Annotated in this window: 11 protein-coding genes; 6 read left to right on the top strand and 5 right to left on the bottom strand. The window is 69.4% G+C overall.

Annotation, left to right across the window (positions count from 1 at the left end; all coding sequences use genetic code 11):
* Nucleotides 1–18: 18 nt before the first annotated feature.
* Nucleotides 19–1,452: a dihydrolipoyl dehydrogenase family protein gene (locus ACNJ7E_RS20315; protein ID WP_280784126.1), complete on the bottom strand. Its 1,434-nt coding sequence runs from the start codon at nucleotides 1,450–1,452 to the stop codon at nucleotides 19–21.
* Between the two features lie 88 nt (nucleotides 1,453–1,540).
* Between ACNJ7E_RS20315 and ACNJ7E_RS20310 the strand changes: the two genes are divergently transcribed.
* On the top strand, nucleotides 1,541–2,293 hold the full coding sequence (locus ACNJ7E_RS20310) for an SDR family oxidoreductase (RefSeq protein ID WP_280784125.1): 753 nt from the start codon (nucleotides 1,541–1,543) through the stop codon (nucleotides 2,291–2,293).
* Nucleotides 2,294–2,302: 9 nt separating this feature from the next.
* Complete coding sequence (locus tag ACNJ7E_RS20305; RefSeq protein ID WP_418340834.1) at nucleotides 2,303–3,667, top strand: NAD(P)/FAD-dependent oxidoreductase; 1,365 nt, start codon at nucleotides 2,303–2,305, stop codon at nucleotides 3,665–3,667.
* Between the two features lies 1 nt (nucleotide 3,668).
* Here ACNJ7E_RS20305 and ACNJ7E_RS20300 read toward each other — a convergent pair whose 3' ends face one another.
* Nucleotides 3,669–4,928: a hypothetical protein gene (locus tag ACNJ7E_RS20300; protein WP_418340833.1), complete on the bottom strand. Its 1,260-nt coding sequence runs from the start codon at nucleotides 4,926–4,928 to the stop codon at nucleotides 3,669–3,671.
* A 104-nt stretch (nucleotides 4,929–5,032) separates the two neighbouring features.
* Here ACNJ7E_RS20300 and ACNJ7E_RS20295 point away from each other — a divergent pair, with 104 nt between their 5' ends.
* Nucleotides 5,033–5,812: an FAD:protein FMN transferase gene (locus tag ACNJ7E_RS20295; RefSeq protein WP_009478830.1), complete on the top strand. Its 780-nt coding sequence runs from the start codon at nucleotides 5,033–5,035 to the stop codon at nucleotides 5,810–5,812.
* Nucleotide 5,813: 1 nt separating this feature from the next.
* Here the strand turns inward: ACNJ7E_RS20295 and pgi are convergent, their stop codons facing one another.
* On the bottom strand, nucleotides 5,814–7,466 hold the full coding sequence (gene pgi / locus ACNJ7E_RS20290) for a glucose-6-phosphate isomerase (protein ID WP_280784122.1): 1,653 nt from the start codon (nucleotides 7,464–7,466) through the stop codon (nucleotides 5,814–5,816).
* Nucleotides 7,467–7,535: 69 nt separating this feature from the next.
* Here pgi and ACNJ7E_RS20285 point away from each other — a divergent pair, with 69 nt between their 5' ends.
* Nucleotides 7,536–8,990, top strand: a complete 1,455-nt coding sequence (locus tag ACNJ7E_RS20285) for an NAD-dependent succinate-semialdehyde dehydrogenase (protein ID WP_418340832.1) — start codon at nucleotides 7,536–7,538, stop codon at nucleotides 8,988–8,990.
* A 38-nt stretch (nucleotides 8,991–9,028) separates the two neighbouring features.
* Here ACNJ7E_RS20285 and ACNJ7E_RS20280 read toward each other — a convergent pair whose 3' ends face one another.
* Nucleotides 9,029–9,325: a chorismate mutase gene (locus tag ACNJ7E_RS20280; protein ID WP_005238528.1), complete on the bottom strand. Its 297-nt coding sequence runs from the start codon at nucleotides 9,323–9,325 to the stop codon at nucleotides 9,029–9,031.
* Nucleotides 9,326–9,598: 273 nt separating this feature from the next.
* Here ACNJ7E_RS20280 and pcrA point away from each other — a divergent pair, with 273 nt between their 5' ends.
* On the top strand, nucleotides 9,599–12,085 hold the full coding sequence (gene pcrA, locus ACNJ7E_RS20275) for a DNA helicase PcrA (protein ID WP_418340831.1): 2,487 nt from the start codon (nucleotides 9,599–9,601) through the stop codon (nucleotides 12,083–12,085).
* A 76-nt stretch (nucleotides 12,086–12,161) separates the two neighbouring features.
* Here pcrA and ACNJ7E_RS20270 read toward each other — a convergent pair whose 3' ends face one another.
* Nucleotides 12,162–13,223, bottom strand: a complete 1,062-nt coding sequence (locus tag ACNJ7E_RS20270; RefSeq protein WP_418340830.1) for a M23 family metallopeptidase — start codon at nucleotides 13,221–13,223, stop codon at nucleotides 12,162–12,164.
* A gap of 230 nt (nucleotides 13,224–13,453) precedes the next feature.
* Here ACNJ7E_RS20270 and ACNJ7E_RS20265 point away from each other — a divergent pair, with 230 nt between their 5' ends.
* Nucleotides 13,454–15,406: a hypothetical protein gene (locus tag ACNJ7E_RS20265; protein ID WP_418340829.1), complete on the top strand. Its 1,953-nt coding sequence runs from the start codon at nucleotides 13,454–13,456 to the stop codon at nucleotides 15,404–15,406.
* The last annotated feature ends 36 nt before the right edge of the window (nucleotides 15,407–15,442 follow it).

Below are 15,442 nucleotides of genomic sequence, written 5' to 3'. Positions count from 1 at the left end.
GACGGTGTTCCGTTCAGCTCAGCGCCGCGCCTCCAGCAGCCGCAGCCACACCTCGCTCACCGTCGGGTACGACGGGACCGCGTGCCACAGCGTGTCCAGCGGCACCTTCCCGACCAGCGCGATGGTGGCGGCGTGGATGAGCTCGCCGACATCCGTGCCCGCGAACGTCGCCCCGACCAGGGTGTCGGTGGCCCGGTCGATCACGAGCTTGGCGTGACCACTGAAATCGTCGCGCGCCAGTGACGAGCCGGCGACGGCGATGTCGACCTCGACGGTCTCCACGTCCACGCCGGCGTCGCGTGCCTCCTTCTCGGTGATCCCGACGGCCGAGACCTCCGGGTCGGCGAACACCACCTGGGGAACCTGGCCGTGATCGGCGGTCGCCCGGAAGCGGGCCCCCTCCAGCGGCCTGCCCTCGGCGCGCGCGGCGATCACGTCGCCGCAGACGCGGGCCTGGTATTTGCCCATGTGAGTGAGCAGCGCGCGGCCGTTGGCGTCGCCGACGGCGTACAACCATTCGTCCGCCGTCGTCAGGTGGTCGTCCGTGGTGAGGTATCCGTGGGAGTTCAGCAGTCGCGCGTCGAGGCCGAGCGCCGCCGTCGCCGGCGTTCGCCCGGTCGCGACGACGACCTCGTCGACGACGAGCGGATCCTGTCCCGCCACGTCCAGCGTCACCGGGCCGCCGTGGATGCGGCCGATCCCCGTGTCCCGGGCGTCGGCCCGCTCGACGCCGCGAAGGTCCGCGCCGAACAGGACCCGCGCACCCTTCTTCTCCAGCGAGCGGGCCACCCGCTCACCGGCGAACGGCTCGTTCTTGGGGAGCAGCGCCCGGCCGCGCACCACCATCGTCAGTTCCTCGACACCGAGGTCCAGCAGCCACGTCGCGCTCTCACATGCCACGACGCCGCCGCCGATCACGGCCACCCGGCGCGGAATCTCTCTCAGGTTGGTGGCGTCCCGCGAGATCCACGGCAACGCCGCTCGCAGGCCGGGGGTGTCGGGGACCGCGGCGGTCGTCCCGGTGGCGACCACGACGGCGTGCCGGGCGCGCAGCCGGCGGGAATCGCCGACCGTCACCGTGCGGTCCCCGGTGATGCGTGCCGATCCGCGGATGACGTCGATCCCCTGCGAGTCGGCCCACATCACCTGCGAGGAGTCGTCGTGGTTGCCGGTGAACGAGTCGCGTCGCGCCAGCACGGCGTCCACGTCGAGCGGACCGGCCGACACCCCGGGCATGTTGCGCGCCGCCCCGAGGACCTCACCGGGACGCAGCAGTGCCTTGCTGGGCATGCACGCCCAGTAGGAGCATTCCCCGCCGACGAGTTCGTGTTCGATCAGTGCCGCGGTGCGGTCGCTGCCCGCGATGGCGTAACTCGCCGCGTTCTCACCGGCGGGGCCGCCTCCGATCACGATGACATCGAACTCTTCCGCGCCGCTCCCCGAGTCAGTCATACCTGTAACCGTAAGCCGGTCGGTGGTGGATGTCAGAGGTTCAGGCGGGCCCCTCGCGTTGTTACCCGCGGGTAGATAGTGTGGCGGAATGAGACGGCAGAAGATTCTGATCACCGGGGCCAGCTCGGGACTCGGCGAGGAGATGGCTCGCCGGTTCGCCGCCCAGGGACGAGACCTCGCGCTGTGTGCGCGACGCGTCGAGCGGCTCGAGTCCGTGCGTGACGAGTTGCGGGCGGCGCATCCCGGGATCACCGTCGCCATCCGCGAACTCGACGTCACCGACCATGACGCGGTGATCCGCGTTTTCGGGGAACTGCGCGCCGAGCTGGGCGGGCTCGACCGCGTCGTCGTCAACGCCGGACTCGGCAAAGGGGCCCGGATCGGAACAGGCCGGGCCGACGCCAATCTCGCCACCGTCCGCACCAACTTCGTCGGTGCCCTGTCGCAGTGCGAGGCGGCGCTCGGCATCTTCCGCGAACAGAACGCCGGGCACCTGGTGCTCGTGTCCTCGATCAGTGCCGATCGTGGTCTGCCCGGCCCGAAGGCGGCGTACTCGGCGAGCAAAGCCGGAGTGTCGGCCCTCGGCGAGGCGCTCACCGCGGAGCTGGCGAAGAGTCCGATCGTGGTGACCACGCTGCTGCCCGGGTACATCGCCACCGACATGTCGGGCCGGGCCGGCGACACTGCCAAGATGACGGCCACCCTCGACGACGGCGTCGATGCGATGGTCGCGGCCATCGAGAAGGAGACGAACCGCGCTGCGCTACCCGGAATCACATGGCGAGGAATCGACCTCGCATTGAGATTCCTTCCTCATGCATGGACATCCCGGTTCGTGTAGGACTGACCTATGACGACCGCCCAGGAATCCTCGTCCCTCGGCCTGCAGCGTTCGAGGCCGCGTGTCGTCATCGTCGGGGGAGGGTTCGGCGGAATCCACGCCGCCCGGCGGCTCCGCGACGTCGACGTGGACGTCACCCTGCTGGACCGGGGAACCAGCCACCTCTTCCAGCCGCTGCTCTATCAATGCGCGACGGGGTTGCTCTCCGAGGGCGAGATCAGCAGCCCGCTGCGGCACCTGCTGCGCGGCAACCGCAACGTGCACGTCGCCCTCGGGGAGGCGCACGCGATCGACGCCGTCAGCAGGGTCCTGACCGCCAGTCGCTTCGACGGATCCACATTCGACCTGCCCTACGACTACCTGATCGTCGCCGCGGGCATGCGACAGACGTACCACGGGCACGAGGAGTACATCGAATGGGCGCCGGGGATGAAGACCCTCGACGACGCGCTTGCCATTCGCCGGAAGCTGATCTGCGCCTTCGAGATGGCCGAATCGCTGCCCACCGCGGAGGAACGCAGGCCGTGGCTGACCTTCGCCGTCGCGGGCGGTGGGCCCACCGGGGTCGAACTGGCGGGTCAGATCCGGGAACTCGCCGTGCACGCTCTCGCCCACGAGTTCCAGTCCATCGACCCCTGCGAGGCCCGGGTTCTGCTGTTCCACGGCGGCGACCGCGTTCTCCCGTCGTTCAATCGGAAACTGTCCGCGGCGGCGCAGCGCACCCTCGACAAGATCGGCGTCGAAACGCACCTCGGGGTGCACGTCACCGACGTCTGCGAGACCAGCATCGAGACGACGGCCAAGAATGCTGCGCGCACCAAGAAGCGCTACGGGGCTCGCACGATCCTCTGGACCGCGGGCGTCGAGGCCGTGCCGTTCGCGGAAGCTCTCGCGAATGCGCTGGGCGTGAAGCAGATTCAGGGCGGGCGCATCGCCGTCGAACCCGACCTCACCGTGCCCGGACACCCGAACGTCTGGGTGATCGGCGACCTGATGTCGCTGAACGACCTCCCCGGCGTGGCCGAGGTCGCGATGCAGGGCGGCAGGCACGTCGGTGGGTGCATCGCCCGCACGGTCGCGGGGGGAACGCCCGACCGCAAACCCTTCAAGTACCGCGACCTGGGGAGCGCGGCGTACATCGCCCGCAGGCATGCGCTGCTTCAGGCGGGCCCGATCCGGATGTCCGGGTTCCTGGGCTGGGTGTCGTGGGGCGCCATCCACATCGCGTTCCTCGCCGGGTACCGCAACCGGTTCGGCACCCTGCTCAACTGGGCCGTCACGCTGGCGTCGCGGACGCGCCGGGAGCGGGCGATCACCTACGGCGATCCGCAGTCGGCGCGTCAGCCCTACGCCGAACCCGCGTCCGAGTCCTGACTCACCAGCCGCGGGCATCGAGACCGTGCCGGGCGAGGACGGTCGTCGCCCGCTCCCGGAGTTCCGCGCGGTCCGGACTGTCCAGCGATTCGAGCGCGAGGGTGTAGCTGCCGCCGAATCGGCTGAGATAGGCGGACAGCCGGGTGCGGCTGGTCACGACACCCGGATGCACGGCCCGGGTGGCGATGCCCGTGGCGCGGTGACCGCCGATCGAGACGAGCGCCTCGGGTAGCGGTCCGATGTTCGAACACAGCACGTCCCGTTCGCCGGGGTTACCCGTGAGGGCGTGCGCCACCCGGTCGGGGACCAGTTGCAGCATTTCCTCCGGGAACCCGGCCGGGCTCGTCATCGCGGGCGCGGAGAACGCCGCGCGGCTCGCGGCCCGCACATCCGCGACGGTGTCCTGCGGGCCGACATCCACCTCGACCATGGCGACGGAGTTCGCGGTACCCGACGAGGTGGCCGCGCCCCGCAGGTCCATCGGCACACTGATCGTGAGCGGGCGGGACTCGCCGTCCCGCCGCGCCAATTCGGCCACCACGGCCAGGAACAGGCTGTTCGGGGTTCCGCCTGCCTGCTCCGCGGCGGCATCCCACCGTTCGGTGTCCACGTCCAGCACCGCCGACGCAGGTGAGTGGCAAAATGTGGCGGGGGACGCTTTGCCACTCACGTGCAGGAAGCGGCGGAGTTCCGCGCGACGGGCCCCGCTCACCACGAGACCGGCGACCGCACGCGCGGTTCCCTCGGTCACGCGGCGGGCGAGCCGGGTGGCGTCCCACATGTCCGCGACAGCGCCTTCCGCACCTCCCTGATCCGACGGGGGCAGCCCCCGCAGCGCCGCCGCGATGGCGGCCGCCAGTCCGCGCGCATCCGCGAGCACGTGTGAACACACCAGCGACAGCACCGTGCCGCCGCCGGCCGGTCGTGCGCACGCCAGACGCCAGGCGGGACCTCGCTCGGGGTCCACCGACAACGAGCCCTGCTCGTCGGCCCACGCGAGGACCGCCCCGGCCTCGATCTCCGCGTCTTCGACGGGAAAGGCGTCGGTACTCGGCTCGAACCGGGGCCGCGCGCCGGGAATCCGCGGACGCACCACCCGCCTTCCCAGCGGTCCGCGGGCGAAGTCTGCGCTCAGGGCATCGAGGGTCGAGGCGGTCACCTCCCCGTCGGTACGCCACAGGCCCTGCATCACGATCGGCGTTCCCCACCCCCGATGGGTGCGCAGGAACATCTCGTCGACGACGCTCAATCGGGCGCTCACCAGCGAAGTGTACGACCGGTCGAGGTGGTCGCAGGAGGCCGACCTCTGGACAGCCGGCGCATACTGGAAGTGCAGCGCTGTACGGACCGCACACGGAGAACACCATGGTTAGCGTCGAGAAATGGAAGGTGTGGGGTTCCGTCGTGGAAGTCGACGTCACCGAAGGCGCCGCCCTACCCGAGGCTGCAGCGCTGATCGCGGCCGTCATCGACGAGACCGAATCGGTCTGCGACATCCACCGCGGCGACGCCGAGATCCACGCCGTCAACCTCTCGCAGGGCGCGCCGGTGAAGGTCAGCCGGCGGATGTCCGCACTGCTGCGGTCGGCGCTCTGGGCCGCCCGGATGACCGACGGGGTGGTGAACCCGCTCGCCACCGAATCTCCCGACGAGGACCTGATCCCCACCGTGCACCCGGCACCCAGCTTCCTCGACGTCCAGATCGACGACGACGTCGTGTTCGCGCCGTGGGGCGCCTCGTTCGACATCACCGACACCGCCAAGGCCGACACGGTGGACCGGGCGGCGGAACTGGTGGCCCGCCAACTCGAGTGCGGGGCCGCCGTGCGTATCGGCGACGTCGTCGCGACGGCCGGGCACTGTCCCGCCGGCGGCTGGCAGATCCCGGTGCCCGGCGACGGCGAGGTCGAACTGGTGAACGGGACGGCGATGGCGACGGCGTTCGCGCCCCCGGCTGCCGAACCACCCACCGCCACCGAGTGGGAGACCGTGTCGGTGATCGCCGACGACGCGCTCTGGGCATACGCGGCCAGCGTCGCTGCCCTCGCCCGCGGCATCGGTGCGATCCGCTGGATCGAACAGCACGAATTGCGCGCCCGGCTGGTGGACCGGTCGGGCCGGGTCTACACCACCGAGAGCTGGTGAATCAGGCCCGTCCGCGCTGACGGCGGTACCAGCGCACCAGGCTGTCCGTCGACGAATCGCTTTGCGTGGCCGGTTCTTCCGCCGCGGTGAGCACCGGCTGCAACTCGACGGCCTGCGTCTTGCCGAGCTCGACACCCCACTGGTCGAACGAGTCGATGCCCCACACGACGCCCTCGACGAACACCTGGTGCTCGTACAGGGCGATCAGCTGTCCGATCACCGACGGGGTGAGCTTCGGCGCGAGGATCGTGGTGGACGGCCGGTTGCCGGGCATGACCTTGTGCGGCACCAGATGTTCGGGCGTTCCCTCGGCCGCGATCTCCTCGGCCGTCTTGCCGAACGCCAGGACCTTCGTCTGGGCGAAGAAGTTGCTCATCAGCAGGTCGTGCATGCTGCCGGTGCCGTCCGCCGTGGGCAGGTCGTCGGTGGGTTCGCCGAAACCGATGAAATCGGAGGGGACGAGCCGCGTGCCCTGGTGCAGGAGCTGGTAGAAGGCGTGCTGCCCGTTGGTTCCGGGTTCGCCCCAGAAGATCTCACCGGTGGACGTGGGGACGGGTGTGCCGTCGGCGCGCACCGACTTGCCGTTCGATTCCATCGTCAACTGCTGCAGATAGGCCGCGAACCGCACGAGGTCGTTGGAATAGGGCAGCACGGCACGGGATTCGGCGCCGAAGAAGTTCGAGTACCAGAGGCCGATCAGGCCGAGCAGGACCGGCGCGTTCTCCTCGAGCGGCGCCGTCCGGAAGTGTTCGTCCACGGCGTGGAAGCCGGCGAGGAACTCCGCGAAACGCTCCTTGCCGATCGCCGCCATCACCGACAGCCCGATGGCGGAATCGACCGAGTACCGGCCACCCACCCAATCCCAGAATCCGAACATGTTGGCCGTGTCGATTCCGAACTCCGACACCCGATCCGCGTGCGTCGAGACGGCGACGAAATGCTTTGCGACCGCTTCGTTTCCGAGGCCGAGACCGCCCAGCAGCCACCGGCGCGCGGCGGTGGCGTTGGTGAGCGTCTCGAGCGTCGAGAACGTCTTGGACGCCACGATGAACAGGGTGGTGGCCGGGTCGAGGCCCTGCAGGCTGCGCACCAGGTCGGCGGGGTCGACGTTGGAGATGAACCGGACGCTGATGCCCGCGTCGGCGTAGTGCCGCAGCGCGCGGTACACCATCACCGGACCCAGATCCGATCCGCCGATACCGATGTTGACGACGGTCTTGATTCGCTCGCCCGTCGCGCCGCGCCATTCACCGGAGCGCACCCGATCCGTGAAGTCGCCCATGCGGTCGAGGACCTCGTGGACGTCGGCGACGACGTCCTGCCCGTCGACGACGAGAGACGCGTCGGCGGGGAGCCTCAGCGCCGTGTGGAGGACGGCGCGGTCCTCGGAGGTGTTGATGTGCTCGCCCGCGAACATCGCGTCCCGGCGTGCCTCCAGGTCGGCACTGCGGGCCAGTTCGAGGAGCAACCCGATGGTGTCGCGGTCGATGCGGTGCTTGCTGTAGTCGATGTACAGGTCGCCGGCCGAGACGGTGAGCTCCTGCCCGCGTGCCGGGTCCTTCTCGAAGAGTTCTCGAAGATGGACGGACTGAATCTGAGCGTGATGATCACGCAATTTCTGCCAGGCAGCGGTTCCGGTGATGTCTGAGCTCACGAGATTTGAGCTTAATGCCCGCGCGTCGAAACTTCCGTGCGAACTTCGGTGCGGCGCATGATGGACGTCATGGATGCTGTCGAACTCATGCGAACCGTTCCCACAACCCTCTTCCTCGGCGGCGAGAAGCGTGACGCCGAGAACGGCGCCACGTTCACCGTTTTCGACCCCGCCACCGGTGACGCGCTCACCGAGGTCGCGGACGCCAGTCCCGCCGACGCGATGAAAGCGCTCGACGCCGCGGTCGCGGTGCAGCGGGAGTGGGCGGCGACGCCGGCACGTGAGCGCGGCGAACTGCTCCGCGCGGTGTTCGAGAAGATCACGGCCCGGGCCGACGACTTCGCGCTGCTGATGACGCTGGAGATGGGCAAGGCGCTGCCGGAGAGCGCGGCGGAGGTCAAGTACGGCGCCGAGTTCTTCCGGTGGTTCAGCGAGGAGGCCGTGCGTATCGCCGGCCGCTACACACCGGCACCCGCGGGGAACGGACGCATCCTGGTGACCAAGCAACCCGTCGGGCCGTGTCTGGCGATCACACCGTGGAACTTCCCGCTCGCGATGGGCACCCGCAAGATCGGACCCGCACTGGCGACCGGGTGCACGATGATCGTCAAACCCGCCTCCGAGACTCCGTTGACGATGCTCCTGCTCGCCGAGGTGATGGCCGACGCGGGGCTCCCGAAGGGCGTGCTGTCCGTGCTGCCGACGTCGAAGTCGGGGGAGCTGACCGGTCCACTGCTCGACGACCCCCGGCTACGGAAGCTCACGTTCACCGGCTCGACCGGGGTCGGCCGGATGCTCGTCGAGAAGTCGGCGAAGGGGCTGCTGCGCACGTCCATGGAACTCGGCGGGAACGCGCCGTTCGTGGTCTTCGACGACGCCGACGTGGACAAGGCGGTGGCGGGCGCCGTCCTCGCCAAGATGCGCAACGGCGGCGAGGCCTGCACCGCGGCCAATCGCTTCCACGTCGCGAACAGTGTGCGGGAGGAGTTCACCGCGAAGCTCGTCGACAAGCTGTCCTCGTACACGCTCGGACCCGGCACGGATTCCGACACGACGCTCGGCCCGCTGATCAACGCGGACCAACTCGAGAAGGTCGGGGAACTGGTGCAGGACGCCGTCGGCGCCGGTGCCCGGGTGCGGCTCGGCGGGGTCGCACCGGAAGGTCCCGGATACTTCTACCCGGCGACCGTGCTGGACGAGATCCCCGCGCAGGCTCGGATCCTGAAGGAGGAGGTGTTCGGGCCGGTGGTCGCGATCGCCGGGTTCGACACCGAGGAAGAGGGCATCGCCGCGGCCAACGACACCGAGTTCGGCCTGGCGTCGTACATCTTCACCCGGGATCTGGACCGTGCACTCCGGGTGGCCGACGCCCTCGAATCGGGCATGGTCGGCATCAACCGGGGAGTCATCTCGGACACCGCTGCCCCCTTCGGCGGCGTCAAAGCGTCAGGCTTCGGGCGCGAAGGGGGCAGTGAAGGCATCGAGGAGTACCTGGAGACCAAGTACGTGGCACTCGAGCCGTAGCGACCGCCGTCGGGGGACGGGCGGGCCGCTTCGGGAAATCAGTGACCGAGGCGGCCGCGCCCGAGGCGCAGCAGCAGCATGGCGAGTGTGTGGCCTTCCTGGCCGAGCTCGTTGAACCGCTCGAGCACCTTCATCTCACGGCTGTGGACGAGGCGGGGACCGCCGGACGCCATCCGGGTGCGCCCGATGAGCTGCGAGACCTCAGCGCGGCGCTTGATAGCGGCGAGAATCTCGGCGTCGAGCTTGTCGATCTCCTGGCGGAGAACCTCGATCTCGGCCTCGCTGGTGGGCACAGCGGTTTCCTTGGCGGCTGATGCGACGGTCTGAGTGCTCATTGGTTCGTCTCCCTCTTGTCAGAACTTGGATCGTTGTTTTGGCTCGAGTCGTTACCGATCCAGGCTCGTTTGACGAAAAAAGCCCCGGATCCGGTGCGGACCTCGGGGCTCGTGAGCTGTTCAGTTCACGGGCACCGGAGGTCGGTACCCGTAAAAAAATCGCCACAGGGGGCGCGACGGCGGACTGAACATGTGTACCAGTTTGCCATGGCGGTACCGCGCAGGCCAAGCGGCTGTGACGCTGTCGGTACACGCCGGTAAGTTTGATAGTTGATGAACACTATCTCCGGCACCGCTTCTCCCCTGAGCGCCACGTCGACTCCGCACGCCGCTGCACCGGCGCGCGCAGGGTCCGATGCGCTCCTCCAGGGCCTCAACCCACAGCAACGGGAAGCGGTCGTGCACGCCGGTTCTCCGCTGTTGATCGTCGCGGGTGCGGGCTCGGGCAAGACGGCTGTGCTCACCCGCCGCATCGCATATCTGCTGGCCGAGCGGGGGGTGATGCCCGGTCAGATCCTGGCCATCACGTTCACCAACAAGGCTGCCGCGGAGATGCGGGAACGCGTCGCCCACCTCGTCGGCCCCAGGGCCAACAGCATGTGGGTGTCCACGTTCCACTCGAGCTGCGTGCGGATCCTCCGGGCCCAGGCGGCGCTGCTCCCCGGCCTCAACTCGAACTTCTCCATCTACGACGCGGACGACTCGCGGCGACTGCTGACGATGATCGCCAAGGATCTCAACATCGACACCAAGCGCTACTCGGCTCGGCTGCTCGCCACCCACATCTCGAATCTCAAGAACGAGCTCGTCGATCCCGAGCAGGCGAGCGCCGACGCCGACAAGGATCCGGCGGAACTGCCTCGGCTGATCGCCAAGGTGTACGGGCACTACCAGCAGCGGTTGCGTTCGGCGAACGCGCTGGACTTCGACGACCTGATCGGCGAGACGGTCGCGATGCTGCAGGCGTTCCCCCAGGTGGCCGAGTACTACCGTCGACGGTTCCGCCACGTGCTCGTCGACGAGTACCAGGACACGAACCACGCCCAGTACATGCTGGTGCGCGAGCTGGTCGGCGGAACCGCGGACGGCGAGGACGCGGACCACCGGGTCGCCCCGGCCGAGCTGTGTGTGGTGGGCGACGCGGATCAGTCGATCTACGCGTTCCGCGGGGCCACGATCCGCAACATCGAGGAGTTCGAGCGCGACTACCCGGACGCCCGCACCATCCTGCTGGAGCAGAACTACCGCTCCACTCAGAACATCCTGTCGGCGGCCAACTCGGTGATCTCGAAGAACACCGGCCGGCGTGAGAAGCGGCTGTGGACCGATTCGGGTGTGGGTGAGCTCATCACCGGCTACGTCGCGGACAACGAGCACGACGAGGCGTCGTTCGTGGCGTCCGAGATCGACAAGCTCGTCGATTCCGGCGACGCCAAGTTCGGTGACGTCGCCGTGTTCTACCGCACCAACAACTCGTCCCGTGCCCTCGAAGAGATCTTCATCCGGCTCGGCGTTCCGTACAAGGTCGTCGGCGGAGTGCGGTTCTACGAGCGCAAGGAGGTGCGCGACATCGTCGCATATCTCCGTGTCCTCGCGAACGAGGACGACACCGTCAGCCTGCGCCGGATCATCAACACACCCCGCCGCGGCATCGGCGACCGCGCCGAGGCGTGTGTGGCCGTCCATTCCGAGCAGCGGGGCATCAGCTTCGCGGAGGCACTGCGGGATGGCGGTGAGGGCCGCGTACCGCTGCTGAACACCCGTTCCCAGAAGGCCATCGCGTCGTTCCTCGAGCTCATGGACGGACTGCGGGTGATGCTCCCGCCGGAGACCACTGCGGATGACGTCGTCCCCGACCAGCTCGGCGACATCGGCGACGTCGTCGAGGCGGTCCTGGAGCGGACGGGCTACCGCGCCGAGCTCGCGGCGAGCAGCGACCCTCAGGACGGGGCGCGTCTCGACAACCTCAACGAACTCGTGAGCGTGGCGCGTGAGTTCAGCTCCGACGCGCGGAACGCGGCCGGCCTCGTGGAACCGCCGGAGGACGGCGACGTCGACGCCCGGGACGGTGAACCCGATCCCGGTTCCCTCGCCGCGTTCCTCGAACGGGTGTCCCTGGTCGCGGACTCCGATCAGCTACCCGACAACGACGAGGGCGTCGTCACGCTGATGACCCTGCACACCGCGAAGGGGCTCGAGTTCCCCGTCGTCTTCGTCACCGGGTGGGAAGACGGTCAGTTCCCGCACATGCGGGCTCTCGGCGACCCCACGGAACTGTCGGAGGAGCGCCGGCTCGCATACGTGGGCATCACTCGTGCCCGGCAGCGGCTGTATCTGACGCGGGCCGTCATGCGGTCGGCGTGGGGCCAGCCCATCCAGAACCCGGAGTCGCGGTTCCTGCAGGAGATCCCGTCGGATCTCGTGCACTGGCGTCGTGAGGACCCGGGCACCGGTATCGGTTCGGGGGGTGCGATCGGCGGTGGCCGTGCGCGTGGATCGGGATACGGCGGCCAGGGCTTCGGTGGCGGTTCCGGTTACGGCGGCGGGTCGGCGGGCACGCCGAGCTTCGGCGCCGCCCGCTCCCGCAACAACAACCTGGTGCTCAGGGTCGGCGACCGTGTCAGTCACGACAAGTACGGCCTCGGCACGGTCCTCGAGACCAAGGGCGCAGGGCCGACCGCGACGGTCACCATCGACTTCGGCAGCGCGGGCAAGGTCCGGCTGATGCTGATCGGTGGCGTCCCGATGGTCAAGCTGTAGAGACACGAAAGACGACTGCGGCGCATGCAATGCATGCGCCGCAGTCGTGTGTTCAGGTGGTGCCGAGAGGTTTCGGTCAGTCCATCTCGGGGCCGAGGCTGATGCCGCGGGAGGCCAGCCAGGGGAGGGGATCGATCTTGTTCTCGCCGGCGAGGTGAACCTCGAAGTGCAGGTGCGGGCCGGTGGAGAAGCCGCGGTTGCCGACGGTCGCGATCTGGTCGCCCGCCATGACCTTCTGGCCGACGGTGACGGTGGAGGTGTTGATGTGGCCGTAGACGGTGATGGTGCCGTCGGCGTGCTTGAGGCGGACCCACATGCCGAACCCGGAAGCCGGACCCGAGTCGATGACCTCGCCGTCGGCGACGGCCACGATGGGGGTGCCGATGGGGGCGGCGATATCGACGCCTGCGTGCAGGGTGCCCCAGCGGCTTCCGAAGTTGGAGGTGAAGGTTCCCACGGCGGGGAGGACGAACAGGGGGCGGCGGGCAGCGGCTTCGCGGGCGGCGCGCTCTTCGCTGAAACGCTGTCCCTTGGCGAGCAGGTTGCTGAACTGCGACAGGTCGGTCGGGTTCGCGATGTTGAGGACCTGCGGGGCGTTCGAATCGGACGCGGCGGTGTCGGCGACCGTGGAGAACTGGGCGGCCTGTGGCTCGGCGGTGGTTCCGATGGTGCTCGACTCGTCACTGGCGAGGGCGACCTCGGAGTGGTCGGAGGAGCTGGACGATCCGCTGGTGACGGCAGCCTGGCCTGCGGCGACTACGGCGCCCGCTGCGACGGCGAGGACTGCGGCGCGACCTTTGAGAGCTGAGGGGGGAGTCGGGATGCGGTGGGCTCCGCGGCGGGAGTGGGAGGGTGCGCCCCCGAAGGACTCGGAACCGCTGCGGGGAGTGAAGCCGGGAATCTCGGACTCGGTGTCGATGGTCTCGAAGCCGTTGCCGGCGTCGACGCTGTCGGGGGTGGAGCGTGTGGACTGCGAATTGCGGAAGAGCATGCGTGAAATCTCAGAACTATCGGTCTCGGGATAACGCTCGACCGACCTCGAGGGGTACGTGGGCGCGACTTCGTCGTTGTGACCCCGCAACTCGTCATCGTGGTGACTCACAAAACGGCTGGCCGTGAACTGGCTGCGATGGTGCATACGCCCGTCCCCCTCCTGCTCGTGACCTGCCTGTGACTTAGACCTTGGCGACGGTAACGAAACGGTTGCGATGCGCGCAACCTGTAACGCGGAGGAACGGCTACATGTGACGGGCATCACAAACTGAGCTGGGGAAACGTCGAACCCACTTTTCGTCTCGGTTCAATCTCGCCCCTGAATACGCGTGTCACAACGTGGGGGAGGCAGTGGGTTAGCGCTAGCGTCGGCCTGTGGCGTCATCAACTCGATCTCCGGACGGGCGTAGGGCCGAGCCCGAACGTATTCCCTCGTCCGGCGGCACCGGTCTGACGGCCGTCGAGGAGCCCGATCCCGCCCGTGCGCGCCGGGGGTGCGTGCTCGCGGTCGTCCTGGGTCTCGTCGGGGGAGTGGGAGTGGCCTCGGCGCCCGTCCTGCACGCCGTCCGTTCGGCCGACGGGGTGGCCGCGCCGTCCGCGATCGGCGCGGCCGCGCTGTGGGCTGCCGTCTTCGCCCTCGCCCCATCCGTTCTCGCCGTCCTCGCGCTTCTCGCCCGGCGCACCGCGGTGGCGGGTGCGCTGCTGGCCGGTGCCGGTGCGATGTCCCTCGGCGCCGCCGTGCTCGACACGCAGCTGTGGACGGACGCCATCGACGCCAATCGACTCGAATTGTTCCGGCCCGAGACGGCGGCCGAGCTCGCCGCCGGGTCCGGCGCGTACGCCGCCCTCGGCGGACACCTGCTGATCGCCTTCGCCGGCCTCCTCGGCATGGTCGCGGTCCACCGGGAATCGCTGATGGACGGTTACGGCGACGCCCGCAGCTCCGAACAGGTCGGACGGGCGACCGGCGCCCGTGTCGGATTCCTGCCGTCCGCGGTCGCGGTGGTCGCCGCCGTGGTGCTCGTCGGCGCGCTGTTCGCTCCTGCCTTCGTGTCCGAGGATCCGGTCATCCTCGTCCCGACGGTCGTGGAGTCGGACCTCGCCGCGTCCGCAGGCGCCGGGCTGCTGGCGGCGGCCGTTCTGATCGTGGTCGCCTCCGCACTGGCGTCCATCTCGCCGCCCGTCGCGTCCGGTGCGCTCGTCGGGGCCGGTCTGGCCGCGCTCGGCGTGGTCGGGACGCGCCTGGTGGCCGGACTCGCCGCGGGCGAACGGATCCAGCCCGGGCCCGGCGCGGTGTGGGGGACCGTCGGCGCCGGTGTCCTCGTACTCGTCGGGGTCTGCATCCCGATGGTCGACCGGGCTCGCGACAGCAGGATCCTGAAGACGCTCGCCACCCCCTCGTCGTCCGCGCCGGCTCAGGGCGGCCCGGCGAAGAAGGGGGCCGTCGCCCCGTCCGCGAAGGGCGTCGCCAAGGCGGCGCTGCGAGCCGAGGCCGCCGCGGCCCGCGCTCGAATCGCCCGCTGGCACGTCGCCGCCGGGACCACCGGAATCGTCACCGCCGTGCTCGCCGCCGCCGGTGCCCTGCTCCCCGTCCTCGACATCCCGGCCGACGCCGTGCGCCCCGATGTCTACGCCACCCGGGTCGTGCTCGTCGCCGCCCTCGTGCTCGTCGTCGGCTGCGTCTGGCTGCTGCTGTCGGAGTTCGCCTCCACCGTCCGGCCGGCGGTCGGAGTGCTGTGGGTGACGATCCCGTTCTCCGTCGCCTCGGTGTCGCAGTCCGTCGTGCTCGCCACCGACGTTCCCGGAATCGGCGTCGGAATCGGCGCGGCGCTGCTGTGGTGTGCGGCCGTCACCGCCGGCGTCACCGGCGTGCTGACGTGGTTCGCCGGTTCGGCGGAACGCGAGGAGATCGACACGTCCGAAGAGCCCTCCACCTCGATCGCGGTCCTCGCGGTCGGTGGCCTCGGGGCGGTCGCCGCGTTCGTCGGACTGGGACTGCCGCTCTTCCACGGGACCGACGCACGCGGCGACGAATACGCGCCCGCGTCGTTCGCGGAGTTCCCGTGGAACCTCGACGTGTGGGGGCGCGTCGTACTGGGCGTCGCGGTGGTCCTCGCAGTGATCGTCGCCTCACGTGCCCGGCCGGCCCGGGCGGTGGCACTCCTGCTCGGTTCGGCCGTTGTGGTGGGGGTATACCTCCTGTCGTGGCCGCTCACCGCGGCCCGGGTGACCGATCCCTCAATGGGGGCCGGTGTCGTCCCGACAACGGTGGGCATAGTGTTGATTGCGGCTGCCGCGGCCCTCACGACACGCAGCAGAAATCGGTGAGGTCCGCCCCGTCGACGGCGGTGAGGCCCGCCTCAA

This window comes from Rhodococcus mengyinensis (genome assembly GCF_048381435.1).
Taxonomy (GTDB): Bacteria; Actinomycetota; Actinomycetes; order Mycobacteriales; family Mycobacteriaceae; genus Rhodococcus_F; species Rhodococcus_F opacus_D.
This window is presented reverse-complemented; position numbering and strand designations above follow the sequence as displayed.

Coding starts and splice junctions, on each gene's coding strand:
- ACNJ7E_RS20315 (WP_280784126.1), bottom strand. CDS start 1,452: ATGACTGACTCGGGGAGCGGCGCGGAAGAGTTCGATGTCATCGTGATC.
- ACNJ7E_RS20310 (WP_280784125.1), top strand. CDS start 1,541: ATGAGACGGCAGAAGATTCTGATCACCGGGGCCAGCTCGGGACTCGGC.
- ACNJ7E_RS20305 (WP_418340834.1), top strand. CDS start 2,303: ATGACGACCGCCCAGGAATCCTCGTCCCTCGGCCTGCAGCGTTCGAGG.
- ACNJ7E_RS20295 (WP_009478830.1), top strand. CDS start 5,033: ATGGTTAGCGTCGAGAAATGGAAGGTGTGGGGTTCCGTCGTGGAAGTC.
- ACNJ7E_RS20285 (WP_418340832.1), top strand. CDS start 7,536: ATGGATGCTGTCGAACTCATGCGAACCGTTCCCACAACCCTCTTCCTC.
- ACNJ7E_RS20280 (WP_005238528.1), bottom strand. CDS start 9,325: ATGAGCACTCAGACCGTCGCATCAGCCGCCAAGGAAACCGCTGTGCCC.
- pcrA (WP_418340831.1), top strand. CDS start 9,599: ATGAACACTATCTCCGGCACCGCTTCTCCCCTGAGCGCCACGTCGACT.
- ACNJ7E_RS20270 (WP_418340830.1), bottom strand. CDS start 13,223: ATGCACCATCGCAGCCAGTTCACGGCCAGCCGTTTTGTGAGTCACCAC.